The sequence below is a fragment of the Bacillus sp. V26 genome, assembly GCF_034296245.1.
Classification (GTDB): domain Bacteria; phylum Bacillota; class Bacilli; order Bacillales; family Bacillaceae; genus Bacillus; species Bacillus halotolerans.
Window position 1 is genome coordinate 12,260 of sequence record NZ_JAXKQF010000005.1, and the last position, 17,197, is coordinate 29,456.

14 protein-coding genes and 5 tRNA genes are annotated in these 17,197 nt (G+C 43.5%); 13 read left to right on the forward strand and 6 right to left on the reverse strand.

The window, feature by feature from the left end; all coding sequences use genetic code 11:
• Positions 1-11: 11 nt before the first annotated feature.
• The 6 genes from pbp4b to UJ203_RS14970 all read right to left on the reverse strand — a co-directional run bounded on the left by pbp4b (position 12) and on the right by UJ203_RS14970 (position 5,638).
• Positions 12-1,349, reverse strand: coding sequence for a penicillin binding protein PBP4B (gene pbp4b / locus UJ203_RS14945; protein WP_322011927.1), 1,338 nt, complete (start codon positions 1,347-1,349; stop codon positions 12-14).
• A gap of 54 nt (positions 1,350-1,403) precedes the next feature.
• Complete coding sequence (locus tag UJ203_RS14950; RefSeq protein WP_322011929.1) at positions 1,404-2,771, reverse strand: PTS transporter subunit EIIC; 1,368 nt, start codon at positions 2,769-2,771, stop codon at positions 1,404-1,406.
• A gap of 25 nt (positions 2,772-2,796) precedes the next feature.
• On the reverse strand, positions 2,797-3,648 hold the full coding sequence (locus UJ203_RS14955; protein WP_322011931.1) for a MurR/RpiR family transcriptional regulator: 852 nt from the start codon (positions 3,646-3,648) through the stop codon (positions 2,797-2,799).
• Positions 3,649-3,663: 15 nt separating this feature from the next.
• Complete coding sequence (murQ, locus tag UJ203_RS14960) at positions 3,664-4,578, reverse strand: N-acetylmuramic acid 6-phosphate etherase (RefSeq protein WP_322011933.1); 915 nt, start codon at positions 4,576-4,578, stop codon at positions 3,664-3,666.
• A gap of 110 nt (positions 4,579-4,688) precedes the next feature.
• Complete coding sequence (locus UJ203_RS14965; RefSeq protein WP_322011935.1) at positions 4,689-5,171, reverse strand: GNAT family N-acetyltransferase; 483 nt, start codon at positions 5,169-5,171, stop codon at positions 4,689-4,691.
• 11 nt (positions 5,172-5,182) lie between these two features.
• A complete protein-coding gene (locus tag UJ203_RS14970; RefSeq protein WP_105991847.1) occupies positions 5,183-5,638 on the reverse strand; it encodes a DUF523 domain-containing protein in 456 nt (151 codons plus the stop codon).
• Positions 5,639-5,822: 184 nt separating this feature from the next.
• Between UJ203_RS14970 and UJ203_RS14975 the strand changes: the two genes are divergently transcribed.
• The 13 genes from UJ203_RS14975 (at position 5,823) to UJ203_RS15035 (ending at position 17,184) form a co-directional block, all read left to right on the forward strand.
• Positions 5,823-5,897 (forward strand) — tRNA-Glu (locus UJ203_RS14975).
• Positions 5,898-5,900: 3 nt separating this feature from the next.
• A tRNA-Val gene (locus UJ203_RS14980) sits at positions 5,901-5,976 on the forward strand.
• A 4-nt stretch (positions 5,977-5,980) separates the two neighbouring features.
• Positions 5,981-6,053 (forward strand) — tRNA-Thr (locus UJ203_RS14985).
• 19 nt (positions 6,054-6,072) lie between these two features.
• Positions 6,073-6,157: transfer RNA gene (locus tag UJ203_RS14990), tRNA-Tyr, on the forward strand.
• Between the two features lie 4 nt (positions 6,158-6,161).
• A tRNA-Gln gene (locus UJ203_RS14995) sits at positions 6,162-6,233 on the forward strand.
• A 229-nt stretch (positions 6,234-6,462) separates the two neighbouring features.
• A complete protein-coding gene (sigW, locus tag UJ203_RS15000) occupies positions 6,463-7,026 on the forward strand; it encodes an RNA polymerase sigma factor SigW (protein WP_010332813.1) in 564 nt (187 codons plus the stop codon).
• A 13-nt stretch (positions 7,027-7,039) separates the two neighbouring features.
• Positions 7,040-7,666, forward strand: coding sequence for an anti-sigma-W factor RsiW (gene rsiW, locus UJ203_RS15005; RefSeq protein ID WP_059292084.1), 627 nt, complete (start codon positions 7,040-7,042; stop codon positions 7,664-7,666).
• A 160-nt stretch (positions 7,667-7,826) separates the two neighbouring features.
• Positions 7,827-8,648 carry a diadenylate cyclase CdaA gene (gene cdaA, locus UJ203_RS15010; RefSeq protein ID WP_024120028.1) on the forward strand — a complete coding sequence of 274 codons (822 nt, stop codon included), beginning with the start codon at positions 7,827-7,829 and terminating at the stop codon, positions 8,646-8,648.
• The gene (locus UJ203_RS15015) at positions 8,641-10,095 is read left to right on the forward strand and encodes a YbbR-like domain-containing protein (protein WP_322011946.1); all 1,455 of its coding nucleotides are present in this window, start codon (positions 8,641-8,643) and stop codon (positions 10,093-10,095) included. The genes cdaA and UJ203_RS15015 overlap by 8 nt, the downstream gene beginning before the upstream one ends.
• 18 nt (positions 10,096-10,113) lie before the next feature.
• Positions 10,114-11,460, forward strand: coding sequence for a phosphoglucosamine mutase (gene glmM / locus UJ203_RS15020; protein ID WP_044162156.1), 1,347 nt, complete (start codon positions 10,114-10,116; stop codon positions 11,458-11,460).
• Positions 11,461-11,889: 429 nt separating this feature from the next.
• Complete coding sequence (glmS, locus tag UJ203_RS15025) at positions 11,890-13,692, forward strand: glutamine--fructose-6-phosphate transaminase (isomerizing) (RefSeq protein ID WP_322011949.1); 1,803 nt, start codon at positions 11,890-11,892, stop codon at positions 13,690-13,692.
• Positions 13,693-13,985: 293 nt separating this feature from the next.
• Positions 13,986-14,609 carry an undecaprenyl-diphosphatase gene (locus tag UJ203_RS15030; protein ID WP_322012405.1) on the forward strand — a complete coding sequence of 208 codons (624 nt, stop codon included), beginning with the start codon at positions 13,986-13,988 and terminating at the stop codon, positions 14,607-14,609.
• Between the two features lie 1,057 nt (positions 14,610-15,666).
• Entirely contained in the window at positions 15,667-17,184 is a 1,518-nt protein-coding gene (locus UJ203_RS15035; RefSeq protein WP_322011951.1) for an NADH dehydrogenase subunit 5, read from the forward strand.
• The last annotated feature ends 13 nt before the right edge of the window (positions 17,185-17,197 follow it).

A 17,197-nucleotide genomic window follows, 5' to 3' on the forward strand; every position in this document is an offset into this window, starting at 1 on the left:
CCTATCGTCGATTATTTCATTGCTTCATAAATCGCGGTAATGACGCTTCCGTAACTGCCTGTTGAAAATTGGTCACCCTCAAACACGTTCGGATTTTCCGCTGGATCAGCGACAGGTGAATGCTTTTTATTTGTTAACAAAGCGATGCCTAAATTGTATGCCGGATCAATGATGGTAACCGTTCCTGTCCAGCCAGTATGTCCGTACGCATGTTCGCTTGCATAAGGGCCAAACATCCATTCCATGCTTTTACTGCCGTTTCGCCGCCACCCAAGGCCAAACGTCGGATCTGTTGCTGATGGCGCCGTAAATAGGTCAGCTGTTTTCTGATCGAATAATGAAACGTTTCGGTACGTTCCTTTGTTTAACATGACTTGAAGCAGAATCGCCATATCATCAGCGTTTGAAAACAGTCCGGCGTGGCCTGAAACGCCTTCCATCGAATAGAAGGCTTTTTCGTCATGTACTTCTCCTTGCAGCGTGTCTGTGCGGATATGAGGGAAATGGATAACACCGTCTCGTGTATTGCCCATACGTTCAGTGGCTGCGAATTGTTTTGCTTTAAAGCCCTTTTGCAGCGGATTGTACAACGTATGTTTTAGCTTCAGCGGTTTGTAGAGCTCTTGTTCCGTATAGACATCAAGCGGTTTGCCGGTGAGTTTTTCGACAATACAGCCGAGAAGCATGTATCCAATGTCACTGTATACGTGTTTTGTTCCTGTTTCATAATCCAGCGGGATTTTCATCAAGTATTCAATGGTTTTCTCCCGCTCTTGCGAATAGTACATTCCGGCTTTTTCCGGGCTGTAAAAGTAGAAGCTGGATGGAAGCCCTGATTGGTGCTGCAGGACATCAATGACACGAATGTTATCTTTCCCTTTGATGCGATCTGTAAGCTGATCATTGAAATCAGGCAAATAAGCAGATACCTTTTCATAAACGTCGAGTTTACCTTGGCTCACTAAGCGCTGTAAAGCAAAATTGGCCGCATACATTTTTGTATTTGATGCCAAGTCAAACATCGTGCGGGTTTTCATTTTTGCCGGACGGCGCAAGAGTTCAGCCCCGTCATATTTTTTACTGTAGCCGTAGGCTTCTTTTTTGATCATACGGCCGTCCTTCACGACGACTAGAACGGCGCCGGGGAATCCTGCTGCAATGTCCCGTTCAATCATTTGATCAACCTTCCTTAGTTTCTTCGACGAAAACTGTGCAGTTTCTGGATTTATTGTTTTCGGCTCAACCTGATTGTCTGCTTGATGAAGGGCGGTTTGTGCGAAGGCTTCGTTCGGCGTCAGAATGGACACGGTTAAAATAGCGCTGAGTAATGCTAATGTCTTCGTTCTCACAAGCTTGCTCCTTTCCGCGTTTCTATGCCGTTACTATTCCTAAAACGTCATCATTTAATCGAACTGGGCAGCCATTTCATCTTTATATCCGAAAGCGTAGGTCAACAAAAAGCCGAACGCATAGGAAATAAAGAGACCAATGATATATAAGATGATTTGTGAAGGCAGAACCAGGAAGGAGAGCGGCAATCCGGAGACACCGATCGCAACCGTGGCTACCTGAAAATAAGCTTGAAAAGCTCCGCCGATCCCCGCCCCTAAGCATGCTGTCAAAAACGGACGGCCAAGCGGCAGCGTTACACCGAATATGAGCGGTTCACCGATGCCGAGCAGTCCTGAAGGAAGACCCCCTGTGATCGCTTTTCTCAGCGTTTTTTTCTTTGTTTTAACGAATATGGCGAAGGCTGCGCCCACTTGTCCCGCGCCTCCCATGGCAAGGATCGGGAGAAGCGGGTCATCACCGATCGAATTGATGAGTTCCATGTGCACCGGCGTCAGGCCTTGATGTAGCCCGGTGACAACGAGAGGGAGGAAGGTCGCGCCCAGAATAAAGCCTGCAGTGATTCCGCCCATGTCTAAGATGGACAGAAGGCCGGATGTGATGACATCTGAAATGAACCCGCCTAAAGGCATGAAAACGACATACGTCAATATTCCAGTGATCAAAAGTGAAACTGTTGGAGTTACGATAATATCGAGTGATTGAGGAATAAAGCGGCGGACGAATTGTTCTGTGTAAGCAATGAATATAGCTGCGAATAGAACGCCGATGAGCCCTCCCCGGCCGGGAAGAAGCTGTTCTCCGAATAAGCTGATCTTTGCGATTTCCGGGTTAATGATCAGAATCCCTGCCAGAGCGCCGAGAGCGGGCGTCCCGCCAAATTCTTTTGACGCGTTAATGCCGACGAGAATGCCGAGATAAGTGAACAGGCCTGATCCGATGACTGTGAGGACAATAGCCGTTTGTGATTCTGCAGAGAGCCAGCCGGCTTGGATTATCGCTTTGGTAATCCCGGTAATTAAGCCTGAAGCGACGAGTGCGGGAATGAGAGGTATGAAGATGCTGGCTATTTTACGTAAAAAAAGCTTAAATGGAGTGGCGTTCTTACGATTAATATCGGATTTCTTTTTGGCGGCGGCCTCTTTTAGATTAAAATCTTCTTCTGATGATACCAGCTTCGAAAAAGCGGCGGTGACATGATTAACGACACCAGTGCCGAGGATAATCTGCAGGGTTTCAGCTTCGACGACTCCAAGGACGCCATCAAGTTCTCTTAACGCCTTACTATCCGTTTTGCTGACATCGTAAGGCGTAATGCGCAAGCGGGTCATGCAATGCGTATAGGAAGAAATATTGGATTTCCCCCCGCATAGCTCAAGGATTTTTTCCGCCAGAGTATTGTAGTGTTTTTCTTTGCTCATACAAACCCCTCCCTTTCATGATGCCTTATGTCTTTCTCATAGATTTGATTGCTTCTCTCGTTTTATCAATGCAGCCGACCGTTTCTTCATACTGCTCGGCCGCCATGCTTAAAAACAAAACATCAATCATAAAAAGCTGGGCGAGACGGGAGGAAGTGGCTGCGCTTCGAATCAGGGCCTCGTTGGAATGGGCTGTATATAATGAAACGTCGGATAATGCAGAGACGGAGGTTTGGCTGAATTGCGTGAGGCTGATGATTGTGACGCCTTTTTCCTTTGCCATCGAAAGCAGCTCGATGATTTCCTGTGTCTCACCTGAAAATGAAATGGCAAATACAATGTCTTTCTTATCTGCATTTGCGATTAAAGATGCCACAAGATGAGTGTCCGTGAAAGCAGTCGCCTGTTTATGAATTCGAAGCCATTTTTGCTGGGCGTCCTTGGCGACAATGGCCGAGGCGCCCAGACCAAAGAAATGTACAGTGTTCGCTTGAAGCAGCAGAGAAACAGCGCGCTCTAGCTCTTGATAATCCATGAGATCTGAGGTGTCTTGAATTGCTTGAATGGCATTGCCAGCTGCTTTTTCAGAGATGGAAGGCAGCGATTCATGAGGAGCGATGTCCCGGTAGCCTTGAACAGCAGGTTTTGCCAGATCGCCCGCTACCCTCATTTTTAAATCCTGAAATCCTTTTAGTCCCAGTGACTTGCAGAGCCTGATGACGGCAGCGTCACTTGAATTAGCTAAGGCGCTGATTTCGCTGACTGTGCTTTCTATCGCTTTGTGGGGATGGGCTAATATGTAGTCCGCAAGCTTACGCTCTGATTGTGGCAGCTTGTGTTTCATTGATTGAATGATAGCTAAACCGCCTGTCGCCATTACTGTCTCTCCTTATCATGAATGGTAGTTTTCAATTGCTTTGTCTATAAAACCGTTCGCTTCATCAAGCAATGTCTTCGCTTTGTTTTGATCTGTGCTGGTTTTGAGCATAACAATTGCTGTTTTGACATGAAGATTCGCCTGTTCAAGTGTGTATTGCGCTTTTTCATAAGAAACGTCTGCGAGGCTTTGAATGATGCTGATGGCGCGTTCTTTTAGTTTTTTGTTGCTGACATTGACATCCACCATCAAGTTTTCGTAGACCTTGCCGATTTTGACCATTACAGCGGTGGATATCATGTTTAGAATCATTTTATGAGCGGTTGCGGCTTTCATACGTGTCGAGCCTGTAATGACTTCTGGCCCGACGACGACCTCAATGCTGTGATCAGCGTGTTTGCTGATGGCAGATTGACTGTTACAGGTAAGGGAGACGGTGTTTGCTCCGATTTTGCGGGCGTATTTCAGCGCACCCGCTGCATAAGGCGTACGGCCGCTTGCTGCAATCGCGATCACTGTATCGGCTGAGGTGAGATGGATGGATCGTAAATCCTCGGCCCCTGCTTCTTCATGATCTTCAATCCCCTCTGCCGCCTGCAAAAATGCGTTGGGACCGCCGGCCATTAATCCGATTACCTGATCAGGACTGACACTGTAGGTCGGAGGACATTCAACTGCGTCCATCACACCGAGTCGGCCGCTAGTGCCTGCACCTGCGTAAATGAGCCGTCCGCCATTTTGAAAGGATTCATACGCGCATTCGACGGCTGCTTCGATATCGGGAAGGACACGCTGAACGGCGGCAGCGACTTTGATATCTTCATTGTTAATCATTTTTAAGATATCGAGGGTATTAGCTTTGTGTATTTCCGATGTTTGGCTATTGCGTGATTCCGTTGTAAGGCTGTGAAGATTCAATTGTTCTGACATGAGGATGCCCCCTGTGTAAAAATAAATATATCTCAATATTCAGTATATTCATTTCTGTTATGATATTTCAACTATCATTTTTGGTTTTTGAAACTTTATTTCAAAAGAGGCTATAAGAAATAATGAAGTATCAGCTGTTCGCCAAGCGGCCCGATTTTTCGGCGTCCTTTATCAAGAAATCCGGTTTTCATATATAGCTGCTTTGCACGGGTGTTCAGGTGGTTGACGGCTAAAATGATTTCATCGCACCATGGGAAATACCCGTTAACAAAAGAGGGGAGCTGAAGCATGGCTTTTTTCGCATAGCCTTGTCCGTGGTAGGCAGAGTTTAATGATAAGGAACTGAGCAATAAAGCAAATGGATTGTTGGAATAGGGAGCAATGGTTTCTTTTGACGTATGTAGAATGAAAAAGCCTATTGGCAGATCACCTTTTAAGATAACAACCGGATAGCGCTCCTGTATGCTTAGAGCCTGAGTCAGCACCTCTTTAGGGAGAGCGGTAAAGCGTTTGTCATCATTGTGTAAAGTAAATGCGTAAAGCTCCGGCAAATGCTCAGGCTTATAGAAGGATAAAGAGATATCTTGCGTCATGATGAGCCTCCTTATAATATGTCGTCTAACTGGTTTTCAGAAATTACACGGTACCCCGCTTGTTTTAATAGCGCGGCGGTTACTCCGTTCCCAGCGATTTTTTTGCCTGAAAATGAGCCATTATAGATGAAATTGCTTCCGCATGATGGGCTGTTTTCTTTCAATATGACGGCAGAGGCGTTGATTTCTTTTGCATAGGCCAATGTTTGGGCCGCGCCCTTCATATATAAATCTGTTACATCTTCTCCTGAAGACGTTATGATTTTCGCGGCTCCATTAAGAACATCCTCACCAGTACCCCCGATGATTTCTGCTGGTTCCCGGGGAGTGGAGAAGCCGCCGAGAAGCTCAGGGCAAGCCATCACTGCTTGTTTTTCTTCAATCAGTTTTCGAATTTTCTCTGATGCGGCATGCGAACCGTTGTATCTGCATTCAATGCCGCCGAGGCAAGAGCTGACTAGTATCATAATATTGGTTTCTCCTCTCTTGATTCGATCTATATCTATCTTAAAATAAATGATAAATGGAAGGAGGCTTTTTCAGTTAAAAAAGGGGTTAAAAAGTTTGAAAATAAAAAATTTAAAATTCCTCTTTACAAAAGGGGGGGAACCTGTATATAATAACTTTTGTCAGCTCGACGAGAACAGAAACGGCCCGTTGGTCAAGCGGTTAAGACACCGCCCTTTCACGGCGGTAACACGGGTTCGAATCCCGTACGGGTCACCATTTGGAGGATTAGCTCAGCTGGGAGAGCATCTGCCTTACAAGCAGAGGGTCGGCGGTTCGAGCCCGTCATCCTCCACCATCTTGCCGGTGTAGCTCAATTGGTAGAGCAACTGACTTGTAATCAGTAGGTTGGGGGTTCAAGTCCTCTTGCCGGCACTGTTTTTCTTGAAAATATGGAGGGGTAGCGAAGTGGCTAAACGCGGCGGACTGTAAATCCGCTCCCTCAGGGTTCGGCAGTTCGAATCTGCCCCCCTCCACCATCATTGGGCTATAGCCAAGCGGTAAGGCAACGGACTTTGACTCCGTCATGCGTTGGTTCGAATCCAGCTAGCCCAGTCACAGACACCTTTGATCAAAAGGTGTCTTTTTTCTTTTTGAAAAATCATTCCAACTTCTAACTGTTCAGTCTGTATAATAATTTTAAAAATATGTTAAGGTAGTTTATTCACAAATTGCCATCTACACCCTGCCAAAAATTTGTTAAACTTATTTTATAAAAAAATTGAAACCTTTAGAAACGAAGCTCGTATACATACAGACCGGTGAAGGCAGAGGTTAGATAAATATGGAAATGATGATTAAAAAGAGAATTAAGCAAGTCAAAAAAGGCGATCAAAATGCATTTGCGGACATCGTAGATATTTACAAGGATAAAATTTATCAGCTTTGCTACCGTATGCTTGGCAATGTGCATGAGGCGGAAGATATCGCACAAGAGGCTTTCATCAGAGCGTACGTCAATATCGACAGTTTTGATATCAACCGGAAATTTTCAACTTGGCTTTATCGAATTGCGACCAACTTGACCATTGACCGCATTCGCAAAAAGAAGCCGGATTATTACCTCGATGCAGAAGTGGCGGGTACAGAAGGCTTGACGATGTATTCCCAAATCGCCGCAGATGGAGTTTTGCCTGAAGATGCAGTCGTATCGCTGGAGCTTTCACACACGATTCAGCAGAAAATATTAAAGCTTCCTGACAAATACAGAACTGTCATTGTATTAAAGTATATTGATGAACTCTCATTAATTGAAATCGGCGAGATTCTGAACATTCCTGTGGGGACTGTAAAAACGCGGATTCACAGAGGCAGAGAGGCTCTTAGAAAACAATTAAGGGATCTTTAAGTGGGGTGATGAAATGAGCTGTCCTGAACAAATTGTGCAGCTTATGCATATGCATCTTGATGGAGATATCCTTCCGAAAGATGAACAAGTATTAAAAGAACATCTGGAGGCATGCGAGGAATGCAGAAAGCATTTTTATGAGATGGAAAAATCCATTGCGCTCGTCCGGAGCACATCGCATGTCGAAGCCCCCGCCGATTTTACCGCTAACGTCATGGCAAAATTGCCTAAGGAGAAGAAAAGGGCTTCTGTGAAAAGATGGTTCAGATCCCATCCGGTTATCGCGGCTGCTGCGGTATTCATCATTTTGATGGGCGGAGGATTGTTAAACAGCTGGCACAATGACCACAACTTCAGCGTGTCGAAGCAGCCGAATCTGGTCGTGCAAAACAACACTGTGATCGTGCCTGAAGGTGAGACGGTCAAAGGTGATGTCACCGTCAAAAACGGCAAGCTGATTATTAAAGGGAAAATAGACGGGGATGTCACCGTTGTAAACGGAGAAAAGTATATGGCCTCTGCTGGACAAGTCACCGGTCAAATTGAGGAGATTAATCAATTATTCGACTGGACTTGGTATAAAATGAAGTCTGCGGGGAAAAGTGTATTCAATGCATTAGACCCGAACGGAGAAGAGTAAAGCGTGTGGTGCGCTTTACTCTTTTTTAGGTTCTCAAACGGCTGGCATATTTCACTTGCCAAAACGAAATGTGGTATAATGGGCTCGCTATGTAAAGTACATATGCGTAACACATTAAACTTCAAAATACGAAATGACTGAATTCTTGGAGGACGAGGAAATGGCTTTTGAGGATATCCCTTTTTTGCAGTACCTCGGCAATGCCGTTGATATTCTCCTTGTTTGGTATGTGATATATAAACTGATTATGGTGATACGCGGCACGAAGGCGGTTCAGCTCTTAAAAGGAATCGTTGTGATCGTGCTTGTCCGTATGGCCAGTCAATATTTGGGCCTCAGCACGCTTCAGTGGCTGATGGACCAAGCGATAACATGGGGATTTTTAGCAATTATTATTATCTTTCAGCCTGAGCTGAGAAGAGCGCTTGAACAGCTTGGACGGGGCCGTTTCTTCTCGAGGAGCGGCACGCCGGTTGAGGAAGCGCAGCAGAAAACAATTGAGGCTATAACGAAAGCGATCAATTATATGGCGAAACGCCGGATCGGCGCCCTTTTAACCATTGAGCGGGATACGGGTATGGGGGATTATATTGAAACGGGCATTCCTTTGAATGCAAAGGTCAGCTCTGAGCTCTTGATCAATATTTTTATCCCGAATACACCGCTTCATGACGGAGCGGTCATTATGAAAAATAATGAAATTGCCGCTGCCGCCTGTTATTTGCCGCTTTCTGAAAGCCCGTTCATTTCAAAAGAACTGGGAACGCGGCACAGAGCGGCTGTCGGAATCAGTGAAGTTACAGACAGTTTGACGATTATCGTGTCTGAAGAGACCGGCGGCGTCAGTGTGGCGAGGAATGGCGACCTTCACAGAGAGCTGACGGAAGAAGCACTGAAAGAAATGCTTGAAGCAGAGTTTAAGAAGAACACCAGAGAGACTTCTTCTAACCGTTGGTATTGGAGGGGCAAGAAAAATGGATAAATTCTTAAACAACCGCTGGGCTGTGAAAGTCATTGCGCTGCTTTTCGCGCTCTTGCTTTATGTAGCGGTTAACAGCAACCAAGCACCAACTCCGAAAAAACCAGGTGAATCATTTTTTCCAACATCTACAACTGATGAGGCAACACTGACTGATATACCGGTTAAAGCATATTACGATGATGAAAATTATGTCGTGACGGGCGTTCCGCAAACGGTGAATGTCACGATAAAAGGTCCGACAAGCGCCGTGAAGAAGGCGAGACAGACAAAGAATTTTGAGATATACGCGGATATGGAGAAGCTGAAAACCGGCACGCATAAGGTCGAGCTTAAGGCCAAAAACGTGTCGGATGGGCTGACGATATCCATTAATCCGTCCGTGACGACCGTCACCATTCAAGAACGCACGACAGAAAGCTTTCCTGTTGAAGTGGAGTACTACAACAAAAGCAAGATGAAAAAAGGCTATTCTCCGGAGCAGCCGATTGTCAGTCCTAAAAATGTACAGATTACCGGTTCTAAAGCCGTGATTGATAATATTTCTCTTGTGAAAGCCTCGGTAAACCTGGAAAATGCAGATGAAACGATTGAAAAGGAAGCGAAAGTGACTGTCTATGATAAAGACGGAAACGCGCTTCCTGTCGATGTGGAGCCCTCGGTCATCAAAATTACCGTTCCGGTGACAAGTCCGAGTAAAAAAGTGCCCTTTAAGATTGAGCGGACAGGAAGCCTTCCTGACGGGGTCAGCATAGCAAATATCGAATCAAGTCCCAGTGAGGTGACGGTTTACGGCTCGCAGGATGTCTTGGATTCTCTTGAATTTATAGACGGTGTCAGCTTAGATTTAAGCAAAATCAAAAAGGATTCTGATATCGAGGCAGATATTCCGCTTCCTGACGGCGTCAAAAAAATCTCGCCGTCAAAGGTGACGTTGCATATAGAAGTAGATAGTGAAGCAGATCAGACGTTTGAGAATGTCCCTATTAAGACTGTAGGGCTGAGCAGCTCACAGAACATTGAATTTCTGGATCCGGAATCACAAACGATAGATGTTACGGCCAAAGGCTCTCCCGGCAACATAAAAAAACTGCAGAAATCAGACATAGAATTGTATGTGAATGTATCTGATTTAGATGACGGAGAGCACAGTGTGAAGCTTGAAGTAAACGGGCCTCAAAATGTAACCTGGTCCTTGGGGCAGAAAAATGCAAAAATCAAGCTTACGTCTAAAAAAACCAATACGACAACAAAAGATAACAGCAATACGACGTCAGGGAACCAGGATGAGACTGATGACAAGACGAATGACAAAGAGAATAATCAGCGAGAAGATACAACGAACAGTGATAAAAACAATGATGATCAAAATCAAGACGAAAACCAAGATCAAAATCAGGATCAGGATGAAGATGAATCAAATACAGGTTCACAATCTTCATCAGAATAAAAAAGGAGCGATTATAAAATGGGCAAGTATTTTGGAACAGATGGTGTAAGAGGTGTTGCCAACAGCGAGCTTACGCCTGAGCTGGCCTTTAAAGTCGGACGTTTCGGCGGGTATGTGCTGACAAAAGACAAACAACGTCCAAAAGTGCTGATAGGCCGCGATACACGCATCTCCGGCCATATGCTGGAGGGAGCCCTTGTCGCCGGACTTTTATCAATTGGCGCAGAAGTCATGCGTCTGGGAGTCATTTCTACACCTGGTGTTTCCTATTTAACAAAAGCGATGGATGCAGAGGCGGGCGTCATGATTTCTGCTTCTCATAACCCAGTGCAGGATAACGGAATCAAGTTCTTTGGAGGAGACGGATTTAAGCTTTCTGATGAACAGGAGGCTGAAATTGAGCGTCTGATGGATGAACCGGAGGATAAGCTGCCAAGACCGGTTGGAGCTGACTTGGGACTTGTAAACGACTATTTTGAAGGCGGCCAAAAGTACCTGCAATTCTTAAAACAGACTGCCGACGAAGATTTTACAGGCATTCATGTTGCGCTTGATTGCGCACACGGAGCGACGTCATCGCTTGCGACACACTTGTTTGCCGATTTAGACGCAGACGTGTCGACAATGGGAACTTCTCCGAACGGATTAAACATCAATGACGGAGTTGGATCGACTCATCCCGAAGCGCTCAGTGCGTTTGTAAAAGAGAAAAATGCTGATATCGGCCTTGCGTTCGATGGTGACGGCGACCGCCTGATCGCAGTCGACGAAAAAGGAAATATCGTTGACGGCGACCAAATTATGTACATATGCTCAAAATACCTGAAATCAGAGGGCCGTTTAAAGGATGATACCGTTGTTTCCACAGTCATGAGCAACCTCGGTTTCTATAAAGCGCTTGAAAAAGAAGGGATAAAGAGCGTGCAGACGGCTGTCGGCGACCGCTACGTGGTAGAGGCGATGAAAAAAGACGGCTACAATGTCGGCGGAGAACAGTCCGGCCACTTAATTTTCCTTGATTACAACACAACAGGTGACGGATTATTGTCCGCCATTATGCTGATGAATACATTAAAAGCGACAGGTAAGCCGCTGTCAGAGCTTGCGGCTGAAATGCAGAAGTTTCCGCAGCTTTTAGTCAATGTGAGAGTAACTGATAAATATAAAGTCGAAGAAAACGAAAAAGTAAAAGCCGTTATTTCTGAGGTTGAAAAAGAAATGAACGGCGACGGCCGGATTTTAGTGCGCCCATCTGGCACTGAGCCGCTCGTTCGTGTGATGGCTGAAGCGAAGACGAAAGAACTGTGCGATGAATATGTTAATCGCATTGTTGAAGTCGTCCGGTCAGAAATGGGATTAGAGTAACGAAATCTATAAACAGAGAGCGAACAAGACAAGTGCGACTCACATATAATAATTGTGAGACAGGCGGCAAAGTTGTTTAAAAAACAATTGACCATTCTTGGCACATGCTGTAAAATCAAGCTTGTCTTGTTCTTGTTTTCTAGAGGCAGGAAAGACGGGATTTTGTTTTACTTATAATTATAGCGCCCGAACTAAGCGCCCGAAAAAAGGCTTAGTTGACGAGGATGGAGGTTATCGATTTTTCGGCGGATGCCTCCCGGCTGAGTATGCAGATCACAGCCGTAAGGATTTCTTCAAACCAAGGAGGCGACTCCTTGAACAAAGGGAAATCACATGATCTTCCATAAAACATGTAGGAGGGGACGATTGAAAGTCCCCTTGAAAAATGACTTTCTTCGTCTCCTTTTACAATCTTAGGAGGAAGAAATTATGTGTGGAATCGTAGGTTATATCGGTCAGCTTGATGCGAAGGAAATTTTGTTAAAAGGGTTGGAGAAGCTTGAGTACCGCGGCTATGACTCTGCGGGTATCGCAGTTGCCAACGAACAGGGGATCCATGTGTTTAAAGAAAAAGGACGCATTGCCGATCTTCGTGAAGTTGTGGATGCCAATGTAGGAGCAAAAGCAGGAATTGGCCATACTCGCTGGGCAACACACGGTGAACCAAGCTACCTGAACGCTCACCCGCATCAAAGCGCACTGGGCCGCTTTACACTTGTTCATAACGGCGTGATCGAGAACTATGTTCAGCTGAAACAGGACTATTTACAAGATGTAGAGCTCAAAAGTGACACCGACACAGAGGTAGTCGTTCAAGTAATCGAGCAATTTGTCAACGGAGGTCTTGATACAGAAGAAGCGTTCCGCAAAACACTTACACTGTTAAAAGGCTCTTACGCAATTGCTTTATTCGATAACGATAACAAAGAAACGATTTTTGTAGCGAAAAACAAAAGCCCTCTATTAGTTGGACTTGGAGATACATTCAACGTCGTGGCGTCTGACGCGATGGCAATGCTTCAAGTTACAAACGAATATGTAGAGCTGATGGATAAAGAAATGGTCATCGTGACTGATGATCAAGTTGTTATCAAAAACCTTGATGGCGACGTTATTTCACGTGCGTCTTATATCGCTGAGCTGGATGCCAGTGATATCGAAAAAGGCACGTACCCTCACTACATGTTGAAAGAAACGGATGAGCAGCCAGTTGTGATGCGCAAAATCATCCAAACGTACCAAGACGAAAACGGCAAACTGTCTGTGCCTGGCGATATCGCTGAGGCTGTAGCGGAAGCGGACCGCATCTATATCATTGGCTGCGGAACAAGCTATCACGCAGGACTTGTCGGTAAACAATACATTGAAATGTGGGCAAACGTGCCGGTTGAAGTGCATGTAGCGAGTGAATTCTCTTACAACATGCCGCTTCTGTCTAAGAAACCGCTCTTCATTTTCCTTTCTCAAAGCGGAGAAACAGCAGACAGCCGCGCGGTTCTTGTTCAAGTCAAAGCACTCGGACACAAAGCGCTGACGATCACAAACGTACCGGGATCAACGCTTTCCCGTGAAGCTGACTATACATTGCTGCTTCATGCAGGCCCTGAAATCGCTGTTGCGTCAACAAAAGCATACACAGCACAAATCGCAGTGCTTACGGTTCTTGCATCTGTAGCTGCTGACAAAAACGGCATCGATATCGGGTTTGATCTTGTCAAAGAACTTGGTATCGCAGCAAACGCAATGGAAGCCCTTTGCGACCAGAAAGACGAAATGGAAATGATCGCTCGTGAATACTTGACTGTATCCAGAAACGCTTTCTTCATCGGACGCGGCCTCGACTACTTCGTATGTGTCGAAGGCGCATTGAAGCTGAAAGAGATTTCTTACATCCAGGCAGAAGGCTTTGCCGGCGGCGAACTGAAGCACGGCACCATCGCCTTGATCGAACAAGGAACACCAGTGTTCGCACTGGCAACACAAGAGCACGTAAACCTAAGCATCCGCGGAAACGTCAAAGAAGTTGCCGCTCGCGGAGCCAACACATGCATCATCTCACTGAAAGGCCTAGACGATGCGGATGACAGATTCGTATTACCGGAAGTAAACCCAGCGCTTGCTCCGTTGGTATCTGTTGTTCCATTGCAGCTGATCGCTTACTATGCTGCACTGCATCGCGGCTGTGATGTAGATAAGCCACGTAACCTTGCGAAGAGTGTTACTGTGGAGTAAAATGTTTAACCCTTTTGGTTGTTTTTGTGGCTTTAAAATAAAGTTACGACGTTTATAAAAATGTTGCGATGCTTTTTCCCTTAGATAATTTTTGTCTAAGGGTATTTTTCTATTTTAACTAAAGAGGCAGGTAACTAAAAATTATAAGGGGATTCCAATTGATTTTGGGCCCCCTTTTTACATAAAGATGTGACACCAATCTTACAAAAATGTAACTTTAATCTCAAATAATGTAATTTGATTCGATGGCAGGTCATCTAATTTTCTTTTATTATGTTCTAAAAAGAGATTGGATGGTGTTGGGTTTGGATATTTCAGAAGTTAATATATCACTGTTTAGACTAGTTAATGACTTAGGAAAAGAACATCCCTTTTTGAATCCTGTAATTAGTTTTATTGCTGAATATATGGTTTTTTTACTTGCACTAAGTGTTCTTTTTATTTGGTTTACAAGAGATACGGATAATAGAATTATGATTCTTTGTGCATCTATCGCTTTCATTTGTGCCTTTACGATAGGGAAGGTTTCAGGGGTATTTCACTCGAATTATCAACCTTTTGTTGAATTGGAAGAGGTTAATAAACTGATACATAAAGAAAAAGACAATTCTTTTCCAAGTGACCATACAATTTTATTCTTCTCATATTGTATTTCATTCTGGCTCTTTAAGAGAGGCTGGTCAATTTTATGGGTATTGTTAGCTGTTCTTGTGGGAGTCTCCCGTATATGGGTTGGTGTTCATTATCCTTTTGATGTTTTAGCAGGAGTATTAATAAGCCTAGCAGTTTCAACTTTTATATATTTAACATTCCCTAAACTAAATATTACTCAAACTACCATGAAAATTTATGAAAAATGTGAAAACATACTTCTTTATCGGTTCAAAAGAAAGGAAAACAAGTCAAAAAACCTTTAGATTTATTCAACAATCGGGTGCTAATGTTCAAAAAATCATAACCTAAAATGATAAACTCTTTTATAAAGATTCCATCTGTATTCAAAGCTGTAGAATTCATTTTGATCTATCTTTTTTTCTATGGATTCTTTAAATTTGCCGTAAACTGAAGGTTCATGTGTTATTTTTGATCAACCTTTATTTTAAAGCTACAGTTTTAGCCAAAGGGGTTTTTTGTTTTAAAGATGGCTATGTTTAATTTTACAAATATTTAGGATTGCCATAAGAATAAGAAAATATTAAAGAAGGTATTTTTAAGGAAAGTGACATCTACGGAGACATTGGGGAATTCTAGCTATAACAATATCCACAACAGCTAGTTCAATTTCTTGGTCGTTAAGGCTGTTGAAAATAAAGTAGGAACCAGTATTCATTTATAGTTCCTAATTGAACTCAGTTATTTACTAAACAAGAAAATAGAAAAATGATTATAAAATTCTTCTTGTATTTCTACAAAAAATTAAAGTGATAGATATCATAAGCCTTGGATAAAGATTCAGGATGTATATTTAAAGGGAAAGAAGGATTTGATACTTCTTTCTCTGTATTTCAACATCTTGACAATGCTTAAAATTTAGCATATCTTATACTTAACTTAATAATCGCGGCCAGATGTTTATTTTCGTTTGTTAGGTCTTTAGCATTCTTTCAACTAATCTTGACAGGATGAAAAAGTATCCTAGTTTAAATGGAGGAGAAACATAAGTCGATTTATAATCAAGCACTATATTAAAGTGTAGCGGTGAGTTCATTCCTTTAGAAGGAAGTTAAAACATAGCATATAGTAAAATGACCAATAATAAGGTAGCTCTTCAAAAAAACTTCGCAGGAGTTAGTTGAAGTGAAGCCGACAATTTTCAAGATTCAATGATCAAAAACATCATTGAAATTTTGAAATTGTCGGCTTTTTTATTGGAAAAAAATAGAGATATATAAAATTTGTATTAAATGATAGAAAATATGATCTGATCTAAAGGTCTTTTGAGCAATAACGACTTTTAAAAAGGGAGAATTTGAAATGTTAGTTTCGCTGAGTTTGTCATCATTATTAACATTATTTTTTATTACGCTTATTGCTTCTGGGATAAGTGGACTTTTGTTTTTACATCCGCGCGTACCCTTGAGTTTTGTTCGCATTCATATTGGTATCTTGGCTTTACCGCCGTTGGTTTCCTTAGTGATTCTTGCCAATAGGAGTGTGAATGGAAATGTTGGCCCTTGGCACTTCGATTCCTTAGCTTGGTTAATGACTTTCTTTGTTTTGACAATTGGTCTAATCATTCAGCGTTTTTCTGTACGTTACTTAATGGGTGATCGATCTTATCGAAAATATTTTACGCTATTTACTTTCACTACAGGTGCTGCTTCAATTGCGTGGTTAAGTGGTGATCTCCGCCTGATGGTTATTTCTTGGGGAGCAACTCTTGTCGGTTTAACCCTGCTTATCAGGTTAAACAGTGCTTGGCAAGTCGCTAGTGAAGCAGCCAAGGTTACTGGCCGATTATTTTTGTTAAGCTGGCTTTCTTTGTTTTTCGCGATAGTTTGGCTTTTCCAAGTCACAGGTCAATGGCAGTTATCATTGGTTTTAACAAATGAAAGCTTAGCTCAACTGGGGGCATGGGAGAGAACAGGGATTAATCTATTGATTGTATTAGCAGTGATCATTCCTGCGGCTCAATGGCCATTCCAAAGATGGCTGATTGAGTCTATTGTTGCTCCAACTCCTGTTTCTGCGATTATGCACGCAGGTTTAGTAAATGCAGGCGGGATTATACTAACTCGATTTTCGCCTCTATTTAATGGCGGTATAGCTTCAATTGTTTTACTTCTGCTTGCTGGTGTCTCTGTATTGATTGGAACTGGTATTAGTTTAGTCCAGGTTGACTATAAACGTCAGTTAGTAGGATCCACGATTGGACAAATGGGGTTTATGCTCATTCAGTGTGCATTAGGAGCCTATATCGCAGCCATTATTCATCTTATTTTACATGGTTTATTCAAAGCTACGTTGTTTTTACAGGCTGGTTCAGTGGTACGGCGTCATGAAGTATCGAAACGCGCTAATGAGGGATCATCCTTTTTATGGATCGTAGCTGGCCGTGCGTTAGCCTTAGTGATAAGCGTTGCTTTTTGGCTAGCTGCTCCTGGAGAGGGGTATCAATTCATTAGTGCCTTAATCTTAGGGTGGTCATTGTCCGTTTCTTGGACTCAGCTCGTGGCTTTTGGAGAGGGGAGAATGGGTCGCATTGCCGGCTTAACATGTTTAGGAGGAGCAGCCTTTGTCTATTTTATCATTCATAACCTCTTCTATAAGTGGCTGCATACAAGCGTTTTTCAAAGTGTTCAACCTCCAATGTCAGCTGTCATCATTGTCGTATGTCTCTTGCTATTTGGCAGTGCTCTAGGTACTTGGGTTGCTCGTCATCGTAGTTCAGTTTTCTTCGCAGTGCTCTATCTTTGGTTAGTGCGATTAGGTGAAGCAAAACCCAAGACAGTAGAGAGTCATCCAGACTACCTTAAACAATATTTATCATAAGGAGGTAATAAGT

What these genes read in the sequence shown, in the direction of transcription:
- UJ203_RS14950 (WP_322011929.1), bottom strand. Translation starts at nt 2,771, where the DNA reads ATGAGCAAAGAAAAACACTACAATACTCTGGCGGAAAAAATCCTTGAG.
- UJ203_RS14955 (WP_322011931.1), bottom strand. Translation starts at nt 3,648, where the DNA reads ATGGCGACAGGCGGTTTAGCTATCATTCAATCAATGAAACACAAGCTG.
- murQ (WP_322011933.1), bottom strand. Translation starts at nt 4,578, where the DNA reads ATGTCAGAACAATTGAATCTTCACAGCCTTACAACGGAATCACGCAAT.
- UJ203_RS14965 (WP_322011935.1), bottom strand. Translation starts at nt 5,171, where the DNA reads ATGACGCAAGATATCTCTTTATCCTTCTATAAGCCTGAGCATTTGCCG.
- UJ203_RS14970 (WP_105991847.1), bottom strand. Translation starts at nt 5,638, where the DNA reads ATGATACTAGTCAGCTCTTGCCTCGGCGGCATTGAATGCAGATACAAC.
- sigW (WP_010332813.1), top strand. Translation starts at nt 6,463, where the DNA reads ATGGAAATGATGATTAAAAAGAGAATTAAGCAAGTCAAAAAAGGCGAT.
- rsiW (WP_059292084.1), top strand. Translation starts at nt 7,040, where the DNA reads ATGAGCTGTCCTGAACAAATTGTGCAGCTTATGCATATGCATCTTGAT.
- cdaA (WP_024120028.1), top strand. Translation starts at nt 7,827, where the DNA reads ATGGCTTTTGAGGATATCCCTTTTTTGCAGTACCTCGGCAATGCCGTT.
- UJ203_RS15015 (WP_322011946.1), top strand. Translation starts at nt 8,641, where the DNA reads ATGGATAAATTCTTAAACAACCGCTGGGCTGTGAAAGTCATTGCGCTG.
- glmM (WP_044162156.1), top strand. Translation starts at nt 10,114, where the DNA reads ATGGGCAAGTATTTTGGAACAGATGGTGTAAGAGGTGTTGCCAACAGC.
- glmS (WP_322011949.1), top strand. Translation starts at nt 11,890, where the DNA reads ATGTGTGGAATCGTAGGTTATATCGGTCAGCTTGATGCGAAGGAAATT.
- UJ203_RS15030 (WP_322012405.1), top strand. Translation starts at nt 13,986, where the DNA reads ATGGTGTTGGGTTTGGATATTTCAGAAGTTAATATATCACTGTTTAGA.
- UJ203_RS15035 (WP_322011951.1), top strand. Translation starts at nt 15,667, where the DNA reads ATGTTAGTTTCGCTGAGTTTGTCATCATTATTAACATTATTTTTTATT.